This is a genomic window from Kitasatospora sp. NPDC093102 (assembly GCF_040683915.1).
GTDB lineage: Bacteria > Actinomycetota > Actinomycetes > Streptomycetales > Streptomycetaceae > Kitasatospora.
On the sequence record NZ_JBFBFA010000041.1, the window covers coordinates 23058 to 37747 of the forward strand.

12 protein-coding genes are annotated in these 14690 nt (G+C 71.5%); 6 read left to right on the forward strand and 6 right to left on the reverse strand.

Annotated elements, in window-relative coordinates; translation table 11 throughout:
• Positions 1 to 58: 58 nt before the first annotated feature.
• The 3 genes from AB0O11_RS32070 to AB0O11_RS32080 form a co-directional block, all read right to left on the reverse strand.
• Entirely contained in the window at positions 59 to 1252 is a 1194-nt protein-coding gene (locus AB0O11_RS32070) for an RtcB family protein (RefSeq protein WP_363393997.1), read from the reverse strand.
• 318 nt (positions 1253 to 1570) lie between these two features.
• Positions 1571 to 2935, reverse strand: coding sequence for a pitrilysin family protein (locus tag AB0O11_RS32075; protein WP_363394074.1), 1365 nt, complete (start codon positions 2933 to 2935; stop codon positions 1571 to 1573).
• Positions 2936 to 2955: 20 nt separating this feature from the next.
• Positions 2956 to 4302: a pitrilysin family protein gene (locus AB0O11_RS32080; RefSeq protein ID WP_363393999.1), complete on the reverse strand. Its 1347-nt coding sequence runs from the start codon at positions 4300 to 4302 to the stop codon at positions 2956 to 2958.
• A 306-nt stretch (positions 4303 to 4608) separates the two neighbouring features.
• On the opposite strand from AB0O11_RS32080, the gene AB0O11_RS32085 reads away from it, so the two are divergent.
• The 6 genes from AB0O11_RS32085 to AB0O11_RS32110 all read left to right on the forward strand — a co-directional run bounded on the left by AB0O11_RS32085 (position 4609) and on the right by AB0O11_RS32110 (position 11566).
• Positions 4609 to 7059: a DNA topoisomerase IV subunit A gene (locus AB0O11_RS32085; protein WP_363394001.1), complete on the forward strand. Its 2451-nt coding sequence runs from the start codon at positions 4609 to 4611 to the stop codon at positions 7057 to 7059.
• A 230-nt stretch (positions 7060 to 7289) separates the two neighbouring features.
• The gene (locus AB0O11_RS32090) at positions 7290 to 7541 is read left to right on the forward strand and encodes a hypothetical protein (protein WP_363394002.1); all 252 of its coding nucleotides are present in this window, start codon (positions 7290 to 7292) and stop codon (positions 7539 to 7541) included.
• Positions 7542 to 7569: 28 nt separating this feature from the next.
• Entirely contained in the window at positions 7570 to 8832 is a 1263-nt protein-coding gene (locus AB0O11_RS32095; protein WP_363394004.1) for a hypothetical protein, read from the forward strand.
• Between the two features lie 14 nt (positions 8833 to 8846).
• Positions 8847 to 9884 (forward strand): hypothetical protein, encoded by a 1038-nt coding sequence (locus tag AB0O11_RS32100; RefSeq protein WP_363394006.1) that lies wholly within the window; start codon positions 8847 to 8849, stop codon positions 9882 to 9884.
• A 17-nt stretch (positions 9885 to 9901) separates the two neighbouring features.
• Positions 9902 to 10639, forward strand: coding sequence for a hypothetical protein (locus AB0O11_RS32105; protein WP_363394008.1), 738 nt, complete (start codon positions 9902 to 9904; stop codon positions 10637 to 10639).
• Positions 10640 to 10663: 24 nt separating this feature from the next.
• Entirely contained in the window at positions 10664 to 11566 is a 903-nt protein-coding gene (locus tag AB0O11_RS32110) for a sucrase ferredoxin (RefSeq protein ID WP_363394010.1), read from the forward strand.
• A 67-nt stretch (positions 11567 to 11633) separates the two neighbouring features.
• Here the strand turns inward: AB0O11_RS32110 and AB0O11_RS32115 are convergent, their stop codons facing one another.
• The 3 genes from AB0O11_RS32115 to AB0O11_RS32125 all read right to left on the reverse strand — a co-directional run bounded on the left by AB0O11_RS32115 (position 11634) and on the right by AB0O11_RS32125 (position 14447).
• Positions 11634 to 12695, reverse strand: a complete 1062-nt coding sequence (locus AB0O11_RS32115) for an ABC transporter substrate-binding protein (protein WP_363394012.1) — start codon at positions 12693 to 12695, stop codon at positions 11634 to 11636.
• 62 nt (positions 12696 to 12757) lie between these two features.
• Complete coding sequence (locus AB0O11_RS32120) at positions 12758 to 13624, reverse strand: ABC transporter permease (RefSeq protein WP_363394076.1); 867 nt, start codon at positions 13622 to 13624, stop codon at positions 12758 to 12760.
• A gap of 16 nt (positions 13625 to 13640) precedes the next feature.
• A complete protein-coding gene (locus AB0O11_RS32125; RefSeq protein WP_363394014.1) occupies positions 13641 to 14447 on the reverse strand; it encodes an ABC transporter ATP-binding protein in 807 nt (268 codons plus the stop codon).
• Between the last annotated feature and the right edge of the window lie 243 nt (positions 14448 to 14690).

The following is a 14690-nucleotide window of genomic DNA, read 5'->3' on the forward strand; positions in this document are numbered from 1 at the left end:
GATTCCGGCGGCACCCCGATCGGCTTCTCCGGCCGCTTCCGCGCCCCGGCCGGCCCGGTCAGCCCTTGACGCAGACGACCTGCTTGAGGTGCGCGACCACCTCGACGAGGTCCTTCTGCTGCTCGATGACCCTCTCGATGTTCTTGTAGGCGCCCGGGATCTCGTCCACCACACCGCCATCCTTGCGGCATTCCACGCCCTTGGTCTGCTCGACCAGGTCCTGCGTGGTGAACCGCTTCTTCGCGGCGTTGCGGCTCATCTTGCGGCCGGCGCCGTGCGAGGCGGAGTTGAACGAGGCCGCGTTGCCCAGACCGCGGACGATGTAGGAGCCCGTCCCCATCGACCCGGGGATGATCCCGAGGTCACCGGAGCCGGCCCGGATCGCGCCCTTGCGGGTCACCAGCAGGTCGACGCCGTCGTACCGCTCCTCCGCCACGTAGTTGTGGTGGCAGCTGATGACCTCGTCGAAGGCGACCTTCGCCTTGGTGAACTCCCGGCGGACGACGTCCTGGAAGAGCGCCATCATGACCGCGCGGTTGTGCTTCGCGTACTCCTGCGCCCAGAACAGGTCCTGCCGGTAGGCGGCCATCTCCGGGGTCTTGGCGAGGAAGACGGCCAGGTCCTGGTCGACCAGCCCCTGGTTGTGCGGCAACGACCGGGCGGTGCCCATGTGGTGCTCGGCCAGTTCCTTGCCGATGTTGCGGGAACCGGAGTGCAACATCAACCAGACCGCGCCGGTCGTATCAATGCACAGTTCTATGAAGTGATTTCCTCCGCCGAGCGTGGCCATCTGCTGCATGGCCCGCTCGCGACGCCACTTGACCTCCTCCGCCACCCCGTCGAAGCGCTGCCAGAAGTCGTCCCAGCCCGCCGTGCGGAAGCCGTACAGCTTGGTCGGGTCGACCGGGTCGGTGTGCAGGCCGCGGCCGACCGGAATGGCCCGCTCGATCTCGCGGCGCAGGGCGGAGAGGTCGTCCGGGAGGTCCTCGGCGGTGAGCGAGGTCTTCACCGCGCTCATCCCGCAGCCGATGTCGACACCGACGGCCGCCGGGCAGACCGCGTCCTTCATGGCGATGACGGAGCCGACGGTGGCGCCCTTGCCCAGGTGGACGTCGGGCATCACGGCGAGGCCGTGCAGCCAGGGCAGGGAGCTGATGTTGCGCAGCTGCTGGAGGGCCTGGCCCTCGACGGTGGCCGGGTCGGTCCACATCCGGATCGGCACCCGGACGCCGGGCACCTCGGTGTACGTCATGGTCGAACGACCTCCAGAGGTCGGGAAGTTCACGCGGGGAAGCTGCCGCGCGAGGAATCCCGGCGCGGCTCGGGGAGGTTCAGGAGGAGGGGCTCAGACGCCCGGGGCGACGGCACAGGGGGAATACGGCCGTGGGGAGCGTCGTATGGCTTGCTCGACCCGCATGGTGACCGCCTCCCTTCCTTCGTCGCAGTTCGCACGTGCTGTGCGCCGGGGAACATCTATCCACGGAACAGGCGCGGCCCGCAACGGATTTAAAAACGCGTCCGGCCCGGCGGAGCGGGTGCTCCACCGGGCCGGCCGGAACCGCGGCTGGCGTCAGCTGACGACGGTGACCTCACCGATGCCGAGCGCCCGCACGTCGTCGGCGATCACGGCGGCGTCGCCGACCAGGACGGTGACCAGGCGGTCCGGCGGGAAGGCCGCGACGACCGCCTCGGTGGCGGCGGCGGTGGGCAGTTCGGCGAGCTGCCGGTAGACCTCGGCCTGGTAGTCGTCCGGCAGGTACTGCTCGACCTGGTCGGCCAGGGTGCCGGCCACCGAGCCCGCGGTCTCGTACTTCAGCGGGGCGACGCCGATCAGGAACTGCACGGCCTCGTCGCGCTCGGCGTCGGTGAGGCCCTCGGCGGCGAGGGTGCGCAGGATGGTCCAGGTGTCGGCCAGTGCGGGCGCGGTGGAGGCGGTGTCCACCGAACCGCTGATGGCGAGCATCGCCCGCCCGCTGCCGTCGGCGGCCGAGCGCAGCGGCTGGGCGAAGGCGCGCACGCCGTAGGTGTAGCCCTTCTCCTCGCGCAGGACGCGGTCGAGGCGGGAGGTGAGGGTGCCGCCGAGGCAGTAGGTGCCGAGGGTCTGGGCGGCCCAGACCGGGTTGTGGCGGTCGGGCCCGATCCGGCCGATGAGTACCTGGGTCTGGACGGAGCCCGGGCGGTCCACGATGACGACGCGGCCGCGGTCGTCGGCGGTGACCGGGGCGTGGACGGACGGATCGGCGGCCGTTCCGGTCCAGGTGCCGAGGGTGCTCTCCAGCAGCGCGGGCAGGTCGACGCCGGTGAGGTCGCCGACCACCACGACGGTGCTGGTCGCGGGGCGCACATGGGCGTCGTAGAAGGCCTTGACGGCCGTGCGGTCGATCGACTTGACGGTGTCGGCGGTGCCGGCGCGGGGCCGGGAGAGCCGGTCGGCGACGTCGAAGAGCTCGGCGTACAGGGCCTTGGCGGCGCGCCGGGCGGGGTTGGCCTGCTCGTGGACGATCTCGTCCAGGCGGTTGGCGACCAGGCGCTCGATCTCCGCCTCAGGCAGGGCCGGGGCGCGCAGGGCGTCGGCGAGCAGGGACAGGCCGCGCTGGAGCCGGGAGGCGGGGACCTCCAGGGAGATCCGGATGCACGGGTGGTCGGCGTGGGCGTCGAGGGTGGCGCCGGCGCGCTCCAGCTCGGCGGCGAACTCCTCGGCGCTAAGGGTGTCGGTGCCCTCGCTGAAGGCGCGGGCGAGGATGCCGGCGATGCCGTCGAGGCCCTCGGGCTCGGCGGCGAGCGGGACGTCGAGCAGGACCTCGACGGCGACCAGCTGCTGGCCGGGCCGGTGGCAGTGCAGGACCGTGATGCCGTTGCCGAGGGCGGCCCGCTCGGGGGCGGGGAAGTCCCAGGGGCTGGGCGTGCCCGGCTGGGGCTGCGGGTGGAAGGTCATGGCGGGGACGTAGTCGGTGCTCATGCGGCGGCACCCTCCTCTTCGGAAGCGGCGTCGGAGTCGGCGGCGGTCTCGGCGGCGGTCGGCTCGTAGACGAGGACGGCCCGGTTGTCGGGGTGCAGGCGGGCCTGGGCGACGGCCTGGACCTCCTCGGCGGTGACGTCGAGGACCTTGGGGAGGGCGTCGTTGAGCAGCTTGGGGTCGCCGAACAGGACGGCGTAACGGCACAGTTCGTCGGCGCGGCCGGCAACGGTGGTGAGCCGGTCGAGCCACTCGCGCTCGATCTGGGCCTGGGCGCGTTCGAGCTCCTCGGCCGTGGGGCCCTCGGCGGCGAAGCGGGCGAGCTCCTCGTCGACGGCAGTGCCGATCTGCTCGATGGTGGCGTCGCCGGAGGTCTTGACGTCGAGCCAGCCGAGGCTGGGGGCGCCGGCCAGCCGCAGCAGGCCGAAGCCGGCGGCGACGGCGGTGCGGTCGCGGCGGACCAGCCGGTTGTAGAGGCGGCTGGACTCGCCGCTGCCGAGGATGGTGAGGGCGAGGTCGGCGGCGTCGGCCTCGCGGGTGCCGTCGTGCGGGAGGCGGTAGGCGGCCATCAGGGCGCGGGACGGGACGTCCTCGTGGATCTCCTCGCGGATCTCGCGGCCGATGGTCTCGGGGAGTTCGCCCGAGCGCGGGGGCTGCTTGCCGTCGTGCGCCGGGATGGAGCCGAAGTACTTCTCGACCCAGGCGACGGTCTGCTCGGGGTCGATGTCGCCGACGACGGAGAGGACGGCGTTGTTGGGCGCGTAGTACGTCCGGAAGAACGTGCGGGCGTCCTCCAGGGTGGCCGCGTCGAGGTCGGCCATGGAGCCGATCGGGGTGTGATGGTACGGGTGGCCGTCGGGGAAGGAGAGCGCGGTGAGCTTCTCGAAGGCGGTGCCGTACGGGACGTTGTCGTAGCGCTGGCGGCGCTCGTTCTTGACGACGTCGCGCTGGTTCTCCATGGACGTCTCGTCGAGCGCGGCGAGCAGCGAGCCCATCCGGTCGGCCTCCAGCCAGAGGGCGAGCTCCAGCTGGTGGGCGGGCATGGTCTCGAAGTAGTTGGTGCGCTCGAAGCTGGTGGTGCCGTTGAGCGAGCCGCCGGCGCCCTGGACGAGCTCGAAGTGCCCGTTGTTGGAGACGTTGGCGGAGCCCTGGAACATCAGGTGCTCGAAGAGGTGGGCGAGGCCGGTGCGGCCCTTGACCTCGTGGCGGGAGCCCACGTCGTACCAGAGGCAGACGGCGGCGACCGGGGTGAGGTGGTCCTCGGAGAGGACGACGCGCAGGCCGTTGGCCAGGCGGTGCTCGGTGATGGCGATGCCTCGGCTGGAGGCGGGGGCCGGGTTGGCCATGCGCTCGGGTCCTTCCCGTCGTCGATGTCGGGGTTCGTGTGGCGTCCCCCATTGTGGTGCAACGTGCGGGAACCGTGTTCGTGCCCGCGCTGACGGGGCCGTTCGCCAGGGGCGGAAGAGGGCCGCTGACCGGGAGTGTCGGCCCGAGGGTCCACAATGGGGGCGCCGCGCCCTGTCGACGGCGCCCGGTTGACGGGTCCGGTGGCAGGAAGGTGCGGAGACGACCGACGACCGACCCCGGCGTTCGGCGACCGACCGACGACCGACCGAGACACAGCCAGCGACACGTAAGGGAGCCCCGCCGCGATGGCCCGCCGCAGTTCGCAGACCCCGCCGCCCGGAGACTTCGAGGAGCGGATCCTCGACGTCGACGTCGTGGACGAGATGCAGGGCTCCTTCCTGGAGTACGCCTACTCGGTGATCTACTCGCGTGCGCTGCCCGACGCACGGGACGGCCTGAAGCCGGTGCACCGCCGGATCCTGTACCAGGCCAACGAGATGGGCCTGCGCCCGGACCGCGCGCACGTGAAGTGCGCCCGTGTGGTGGGCGAGGTGATGGGCCGGCTGCACCCGCACGGCGACGCGTCGATCTACGACTCGGTGGTGCGCATGGCGCAGCCGTTCTCGATGCGGCTGCCGCTGATCGACGGGCACGGCAACTTCGGTTCACTGGGCAACGACGACCCGCCGGCCGCGATGCGCTACACCGAGTCACGGCTGACGGCCGCCTCGATGGCGATGGTGGAGTCGATCCACGAGGACACCGTCGACTTCGGCCCGAACTACGACGGCAGCGAGCAGGAGCCGCTGGCGCTGCCGGCCGCGTTCCCGAACCTGCTGGTGAACGGTGCGACGGGCATCGCGGTGGGCATGGCGACGAACATGCCGCCGCACAACCTGTCCGAGGTGGTGGCCGCGGCCCGGCACCTGATCAAGCACCCGAACGCGGACCTGGACACGCTGATGCGGTTCGTGCCCGGTCCGGACCTGCCGACCGGCGGGCGGATCGTGGGCCTGTCGGGCATCCGGGACGCGTACGAGTCGGGCCGCGGCACGTTCAAGATCCGGGCGACGACGACGGTGGAGGCGGTGACGGCCCGCCGCAAGGGCATCGTGGTCACCGAGCTGCCGTACAACGTCGGCCCGGAGAAGGTCATCTCGAAGATCAAGGACCTGGTCAACGCGAAGAAGCTCCAGGGCATCGCGGACGTCAAGGACCTGACCGACCGCGAGCACGGGCTGCGGCTGGTCATCGAGGTGAAGAACGGCTTCGTGCCGGAGGCGCTGCTGGAGCAGCTCTACAAGCTGACGCCGATGGAGGAGACCTTCGGCATCAACAACGTCGCGCTGGTCGACGGGCAGCCGCTGACGCTGGGGCTGAAGGAGCTGCTGGAGGTCTACGTCGACCACCGCTTCACCGTGGTGCGCCGGCGCAGCGACTTCCGTCGCCGCAAGCGCGAGGAGCGGCTGCACCTGGTCGAGGGCCTGCTGGTGGCCCTGCTCGACATCGACGAGGTCATCGCGATCATCCGGTCGAGTGACAACGCCCAGCAGGCGAAGGAGCGCCTGATGGAGCGCTTCTCGCTGTCGGAGACGCAGACCGCGTACATCCTGGACACCCCGCTGCGGCGGCTGACCCGCTTCGACCGGGTGGAGCTGGAGCAGGAGAAGGAGAAGCTGACCGCCGAGATCGCGGACCTGACCGAGATCCTGGAGTCGGACACCAAGCTGCGCAGCGTGGTGTCGTCCGAACTGGGCGCGGTGGCGAAGCAGTTCGGCACGGAGCGGCGCACGGTGCTGCTGGAGGCGGGGGCGGCGCCGTCGGCGGCGCTGGCCGTGCCGCTGGAGGTGGCGGACGACCCGTGCCGGGTGCTGCTGTCCTCGACGGGCCTGCTCGCGCGGACGGCGGACGGGGAACCGTTCGAGGTGTCGGAGAAGCGGGCGAAGCACGATGTGATCGTGTCGGCGGTGCACGCGACGGCGCGGGCGGACGTGGGCGTGGTGACGTCCGCGGGCCGGGTGCTGCGGCTGCCGGTGATCGACCTGCCGGCGCTGCCGCCGACGCCTTCGCCGACGCTGGCGGGCGGGGCCGCGGTGGGCGAGTTCCTGCGGCTGGAGGCCGGGGAGCGGGTGCTGGCGCTGACCACGCTGGACGAGTCCTCGCCGGGGCTGGCGCTGGGCACGCTGCAGGGCGTGGTGAAGCGGGTGGTGCCGGAGTGGCCGGCGAACAAGGACGAGTTCGAGGTGATCGCCCTCAAGGAGGGTGACGAGCTGGTGGGCGCGGTCGAACTGCGCACCGGCGAGGAGGACCTGGTCTTCATCGCCTCGGACGCCCAGCTGCTGCGCTACCCGGCAGGCCAGGTGCGTCCGCAGGGCCGCCCGGCGGGCGGCATGGCGGGCATCAAGCTGTCGGACGGCGCGCGGGTGCTGTCCTTCACGGCGGTGGACCCGGCGGCGGACGCGGTGGTGGTCTCGGTGGCCACGGCCTCGGGCACGCTGTCCGGCGGCGAGCAGACGACCTGGAAGGTCACCCCGTTCGAGCAGTACCCGCGCAAGGGCCGCGCCACCGGCGGGGTGCGCTGTCAGCGCTTCCTGCGCGGCGAGGACGGCCTGACCTTCGCCTGGGCCGGCGCCGCCCCGGCCCGCGCCGCCACCGCCAAGGGCGCCCCGGTCGACCTGCCCGAGCGCGACCCGCGCCGCGACGGCTCCGGCACCCCGGTCACCACCCCGATCGCGGTGGTCGCCGGCCCGGCGTAACGGCTCCCGCATGAGCGGAGGGGCACCGGAACCATCCGGTGCCCCTCCGCTTTTTCGTGCCCGTCCGACCGGGAATCCGGAAGGGTGATCTCCAATTCCCGGCCATGGCCGGAACTTTGCCCATTCATGGGTTAGGTTCACCGAACAGGTGCTCCATATCGCATCACGCGCCTTGGGGGGACGGGGAGTCGGCCGAAGAATTCAAGATCGACATGGGCGGGATGAGGACGGTGTCCAAACAGCTCGACGAGTGCGGCAACCGCATGGGGGCGGTCGCCAAGAGCCTTGAGAACCTCGGAAAGGGCAAGCAACTGGGCACCGAGCGGCTCGACTCGGCGTGCAAGGGCTTCGAGGACCACTGGCACGGCGGCATCGGCCGGATGGCCAAGCTCGCCCACGGCCTGCGCGAGGGCCTGGACGCCTCACTCAAGAACTACGGGGACAACGAGCAGGGCACCGCCAAGGGCCTCGGCGCGACCTGAGCCGATACGCAGGGGACTGACTTCCACCATGAGTGACAAGACCTGGCCGGGCCTCGGCTTCTGCCCGGCCCCGGGGGACCTCCCGGCCATCGCCAAGATGTACGCGGACGTCGACGCCGTCGCCCGCGAACTGGAGGAACTGCGGCACGCCCTCGCCGACCTCGGCTCCGAGGGCAGCGCCTGGCAGGGCGAGGCGGCCCGCAACTTCGCCGGCAAGCTCGGCGAACTGCCCAAGTACCTCACCCAGGGCCACGAATCGATGGCCGCCTGTTCACGGGCCCTCAAGGCCTGGCACGCCCAGCTCACCGGCCTGCTCGCCACCGGCCGGACCATGGAGGCCCAAGCCGTCGAGCTGCGCTCCCGGCTGGGCGACATGAACGTCCAACTCGGCGCCATGGGAAAGGCGCTGGACGCGTCTGCGCAGTCCACCGACGCGGCCGCCCAGGCGAAGGCCAAGGCCGACTTCGAGGCCGGACTCCAGGCCCGCGAGCAGCTCGTGAACCAGCTCGACGAACTCGTCGCCAACGGCCGCAAGCAGCTGGCCGATCACAAGAACAAGGCCGAGGCCGCCGCCCGGGCCATCCAGGAGGCCTCCCGCCACCACCCGCCGGACCCCAGCCTGCTCAAGCGGATGCTCGACAACGTGGAGCACGCCTGGCAGAAGTCGCTGGACTTCCTGGCCGAGCACGCGGACGACCTGTCCAAGATCTCGGCCGGACTGGCGATCGCGGCCCTGGTGATCCCCGGGGCCGGCCCGATCCTGGGTGCCGCAGCCATGCTGACCAGTGCGGCCGCGATGGCCGGGCACGGCATCGCCAAGTCCCGTGGCCAGGACGTCTCCTGGTTGAAGATCGGAATGGACGGGCTCGGGGTGATCCCCGGTGTCGGCGCCATCAAGGGCTTCGCCACCGCCGGGAAGTCGATCACGAAGGTTCAGGGTGTGGGCGTCGTCAACAAGGTGGTCCGGGCCCCGATCAGGAACATCAGGACGTCGGTGGCCGCCGGGGGAGCCGGTGCCGCCGAGCGCACCTCGGCCGCCGGCGCGGGCCTGTTCGAGAAGACCGTGAACCCGATATCGACCAAGGCCATCGTCGGCGGGCTCAAGAAGGCGGGCGTCGAGGTGGACCCCCGCGCGGTCACGATCACGAACAAGGCGAACGGGCTTGCCTACGGTTTCTACAAGGACGCGGAGAAGGAGAAGGCCCGGGAGTCCTACGTCGAGGCCCCGGGACCGCTTCCGAAGCCCGCGTACCGACCGGCGTCCGCACCGTTCCTGAACGCCGTCAGCTGAGAGAGGAGCAGCTCATGGTCAAGGACCTCCATGTGACGCTGCCGGTTTCGGGCGGACAGCTCGCCGCCCTGCCCGAGGTGGCCGAGGCGGCACGGCGGGCCGAAACACTCTACGGGGTCACCCTGTTGAACGACGATGTGGCCCGCAACGTGGTGATCAAGCACCTGCGGAAGCGAGATCAGCAGGACTGGCACGACGAGGCAGCAGGCATCCTCATCATCGGCGGGATCGTGGCCGCCGCGGTCATCGGCTTCTCGATGAAATCGCCGGTGGAGCCCAAGAAGGTGGTTGGCATCGTGGCGGCCATCCTGGCGATTCCGGCCGGAATCGCGATCTGGGCGCGGGGCCAGGGCCACGACCACAGCAAGCAGACCGCCTCCGTGCACTTCACCGCGTACATCGGTCTGCTGAACCAGGCCAGGCGCGCGGGACTGGCGTTCCAGATCCCCGCGGAGTGGGGATCCGCTGCCGCCGCGTGGGATTCCGAAGCCGCACCGCAAGCACAGCCGCAACCGCCAGCCGCTCCGGCCCCGTACCCCACCGCCCCCACGCAGCCCGGCTCGTGGTGGCCGGCCGACGCCGTCATCGACCCGAAGTTCCCGGTGCTGCCGACCGCCGCACTCGCGCGCCACTGGGCGCTGGCCGGCCGGGCTCGTGAACTCGGTGCTCCATACGGCCTCGACTTCCTGGACGAACAGGTCGTCCGGAAGCTGCTTACCACCTTGCGGCGCTGCCGCCAGTGGTTGGTCGCATGGAGGACGGTCTCGGTCGTGGCTCTGGTCACGGCCGCGATCCTCGTCTCCCTGGGCCAGGATCCCTCCGGCGCCGAGCGCGCCCAGCAGTTCGGCTCCGCCGCCATCGGGCTGGTCGCGGTCGGTGTGATCGCAGCTCTGCCGACGCTGAAGGCGTACTGGACCTGGCGCCGCTCCGGGATGCACTCCTGGGCCGCCGCCTACCTCGACCTGCTGATCGAGGCCCGCGCGTACGGCGTCCCGGTCCCCGTCCCGCCGTCCTGGCTGGACGTCCGCAACCGGATCCGCAAGCCCTCATGACCTCCGTGGAAGGCCCGATGTCCGGCACCCCGATCGCCCACCGTCCCGCTCCCGCCGGGGACGCGCGGCTCCAGATCCGCTTCGTCGTCCCGCCCGCCTTCCACGAGGTCCCGGTGCTGGGCGCCGACAACCAGGTGGCCGAGGAGCTCTGGGAGCTGGTCTGCGAGGTGCTGGCCTCCCGGTCCGAGGAGACGCGGGTGCGCTGGGCCGTGGCGCTGGCCGAGCTGATCCCGCCGATGGCCGAGGCCGGGGTGATCCACGCCGGGATGTGCCTGGTGGACGTGGACGGCCGTCCGAGCACGGCGTCGATCGTGGCCTCGGTGTGTCCGCTGATCGGGACCGACTACCCGGGCGCGGTGGACTTCCTGCTCACCCGGCTGGCCCTGTCCCGGCCGGAGGCGGAGGTGACGGCGATCGAGCTGCCGGCCGGCCGGGCAGTGGCGGTGATCGACGCCGTGGCGACCGCTGTCGACGACGGGTCGATCCCGCTCGACGGCCTGGCGGTCCCGCTCGTCGACGGAGTGCTGACCACCTCGGTGATCCAGGTGCACCTGCCGCTGCCGAACGAGTCCCAGTTGCTCTCGCTGGAGCTGAGCACCCCGTGCCCGGAGGACTGGGAGCTGCACTCGGAGCTGTTCGCGGACGTCGTCCGCAGCATCCACCTGGAGTTCGCCGACCTCCCGATCCTCTCCGAGCCGCTGTACGACTCGGTGGACGAGGAGGTGGCGCAGCGCGTGAAGGCCGCGTTCGGGTGATCAGCTGAGGGTAGCCTTGCCGGGGTGAGCACCTGTGCGACCGTGTCGCGTGAACTTTCGGAGCCGCTGGCCGCGACGGCGGCGGTGGCGACCACCTGGCTGCTGGTGGAACAGAACGGGCCGTGGGGCGCGAAGGCGCTGGGCGAGAGCCACCTGGACGCGGCGGTCGGGCGGGCGCTGGAGGCGGCCGCGGCCGGGACGGGCGTGCGAGTGGCACTGATCCGCCGGCCCGGGCGGCACGCGGACTGCCTGCCGACGACGCAGCACGAGGTGATCGTGGCCCACACGGTTCCGGGGCGCGGCTGGGTGCGCCGGGCCGGGGTGGCGGATCCGGCGGAGCTGCTGGCGCTGGACTTCGCGGCGCTGGGTGCCGGCAACCACACGGGCTTCGGCACGGCGCACGTCGGCGGCCCGGTGGCCCTGGTGTGCACCAACGGGCGGCGGGACCGCTGCTGCGCGCTGCTGGGCCGTCCGCTCGCGGCGGAGCTGGCGGCGGCCGGGCACAGCGAGGTGTGGGAGGTCACCCACCTGGGCGGGCACCGTTTCTCCCCCACCATGCTGGTGCTGCCGTACGGCTACGCGTACGGGCGGCTGACGCCGGAGACCGCCAAGGAGGTGCTGGCGGCGACGGCGGCCGGGCACACGGTGCCGGAGTGGTCGCGGGGCTGCTCGGGCTGGGAGCGTCCGGGCCAGGCGGCCGAGCACGCGGTGCGGCTGGCCACCGGCGAGACCGGGGTGGACGTGCTGACGCTCACCCAGCGGCCGGACGGCGAGGGCCGCTGGCTGGTGACGGTGCTGCACCGGGACGGCCGGGCCTGGGAGGTGGACGTGATCGAGGCGGCGAGCGAGCCCGCGCGTCCGGAGAGCTGCGGCAAGGCGGCGGGGACGCCCTCGCGGATGGACGTGTTGTCGGTCCGGGGCCTGTGAGAAGCGGCCCCGCGCCCGTGGGGGTGGGCGCGGGACCGCTGCCGTCCAGGACTCGGCCGCCGAGGACTCAGCCCGCGGCCTTGGCGACGAACTCCGTGGTGTACGTCTTCGACAGGTCGATCGACCCCTCCTTGCCCTTCACGTCCGGGTGGAACGCGGCGAGCACCGAGAGCACCGTCTTCGGCCCGTCGGCCGGCATCACGCCGTCCGTGGTGAACATCGGCAGCGTCGCCTTGATCGCGGCCGCGTACTGCTCGGCGCCGCCCTGCGCGTAGTCGGCGGGCATCTTCGCGGCGATCTCCTCGGGGCTGTGGGTGGACATCCACGCGAGGGTCTTCACGAAGGCGTTGGCGAGCTTCTGGGTGGTGTCCCTGTTCTTCTCCACCCAGTCGGTGTTCATGTACAGCGACGAGGACGGGTACAGCCCGCCGAGCGCCTCGCGCGAACCTTCCGGGGTGCGCATGTCGTACAGGACCTTGCCGAGGCCCTTGTCCAGGATGGCGGCGACGGTCGGGTCCGTGGTCATCCCGGCGTCGATGCTGCCCTGCTGGAGCGCGGCGATGAAGGTCTGGCCGGCACCGACCGCGATCGGGCTGAACTCGCTGACGGCGGTGCCGTTCTTGACCGCGAGGTACTTGGTGAGGAAGTCGGTCGAGGAGCCGATGCTGGTGACGCCGAGCTTCTTCCCCTTGAAGTCGGCGCCGGACTTGACGGCGTCGGCCTGCTTGACGGAGACCACCTCGACCTCCCCGGGCGCCTGGGCGAACTGCACCACGGACTCGACCTTCTTGCCCTTGGCCTGGAGGTCGATGGTGTGGTCGTAGAAGCCGACCGCGCCCTGGACGTCCCCGGCGAGCAGCGCGGTGGTGGCGTTGACGCCGGCCGGCTCGGTCATCAGCTCGACGTTGACGCCGGCCTCGGCGAAGTAGCCGAGCCGCTGGGTGAGCATCGCGGGCAGGTAGATGACCTTGTCCAGGCCACCGACCATGATCTTGACCTTGGGCCCGTCGACCTGCTGCCCGGCGGGGGCGGCGACCGCGCCGTGGCCGGCGGTGGCGGCGTCGTTGGCACAGGCGGAGAGCGGGAGGAGCAGGACGGCGGCGAGGGCGGCGGCAGCGGATCTGCGCATGGGTGGTGCCTCTCTCTTCTTGCGGCAGGGGGGAGTCGGCGGCTGTGACGGCGGCGCGGGGGTCAGCGCCCGTCGCCCGCGTCGGCGGGCTTCCAGCGGAACAGCTTCTTCTCGGCGAAGGTCAGCAGCCCCTCGGTGAGCAGTGCGACGACGGCGAGGATGGTCATGGCCGCGTAGACGCCGGCCGCGTTGAAGGTGCCCTGGGCGGCCGCGACGAGCAGGCCGAGGCCCTTGGTGGCGCCGATGTACTCGCCGACGATGGCGCCGATCAGCGCGAAGCCGAAGCTGACGTGCAGGCTGGTGAAGATCCAGGTGGTGGCGGCGGGGATGACCACCTGGAGGGTGACCTTACGGTTGTCGGCGCCCAGGATGCGGGCGTTGGCGACGAGGTTGCGGTCCACCTCGCGGGCGCCCTGGAAGGCGTTGAAGAAGACCGGGAAGAACACCAGCACCACCGCGGAGGCGACCTTGGAGGCCGGGCCCAGACCGAACCAGATCAGGAAGATCGGCGCGAGCACGATCCGCGGGATGGCGTTGAGCACCTTGATGTACGGCCCGAACACGTCGGCCAGGAAACGGATCCGGCCGAGCGCGATGCCCAGCAGCACACCGCCGACGACGCCGATCACCCAGCCGGTGAGGGCCTCGTAGAGGGTGTAGCCGATCTGTTCGCCGAGCGAGCCCTGCGCGGTGCCGTGGGTGACCCACTGCCAGATCTGGTCCCAGATCTTCGACGGCTGGGAGAAGTTGAACGGGTCGATGACGTCCGTACGGGCGCAGACCTCCCACAGCCCGAGGAAGGCGAGCAGCACCGCGACCCGGGCGCCGTAGACGCCCAACCTCCGGTTGCGGGCGGCCCGTTCGCGCGCCTCGGTTCTCGTCGTGACGGCCGGGGGCTTGCCGGCGACGCCCGGCGCGGACTCGGGCACGGACGCGGACGTGGTCTCAAGCGGCACGACCCGCTCCTCTCTCGCGGGTGATGCGCACCTCTTCGCCGAGCGAGGCCCAGATCTCGCGGTACAGCTCGACGAACCTCGGTTCCAGCCGGACGGCCTCCACGGTGCGCGGGCGCGGCAGGTCGACGGTGAAGACCTCCTTGACGGTGGCCGGTCCGGCCGTCATGACGACGACCCGGTCGGCGAGCGCGATGGCCTCGTCCAGGTCGTGGGTGACGAACACCACCGACGAGCCGGTCCCCGCCCACAGCTCCAGCAGCTGGTCCGACATCAGGGCCCGGGTCTGCACGTCCAGCGCCGAGAACGGCTCGTCCATCAGCAGGATCGCCGGGTCGTTGACGAAGGTCTGGGCGAGCGCGACGCGCTTGCGCATGCCGCCGGACAGCTGGTGCGGGTAGCGGTCCTCGAAGGCGGCCAGGCCGACCCGGCCGAGCCAGTCCCGGGCCCGCTCCCTGGCCTCGGTGGCGGGCACGCCGCGGAAGCGCGGGCCGGCCATCACGTTGGACAGGACGGTGCGCCACGGGAAGACGGCGTCCTGCTGGAAGACGAACCCGACCTTGGGGTCGATCCCGCGCACGGGCTCGCCGTACACCCGGACCTCGCCCTCGGTGGGCTCCTCCAGACCGCTGACCAGGGTCAGCGTGGTGGACTTGCCGCAGCCGGTGGGGCCGACGACGGCGACGAACTCGCCCTGGGCGACGGTCAGATCGAGATCGCGGACCGCGGTGTGCAGCGCCCCGGAGGGGGTGCGGAACCGTTTGGTCGCGCCGGTCAGCTCGATCGCCGGGGTGCTCATGCCCCACCTCGCTTCGCTCGGCTGGTGCTTCGCACGAGTGGCACCTCTCGATGGTTCACTCTCCCCCAGCCTCCGGCCGGGGGTACCCCCACCGCTCGTTCGCGCATTCGATCCTCCCGGGTCCGTGTGCCTGCCCCGGAAAGGTAGGAGCGGGCCCGGCCCCGGCGGGAGCCTTCTTCGCGTAGTGCGACTTCTGCGCATAGGGGGTGTTCTGCTCGTTTTGCTTCCGCTACAACTGCGGGG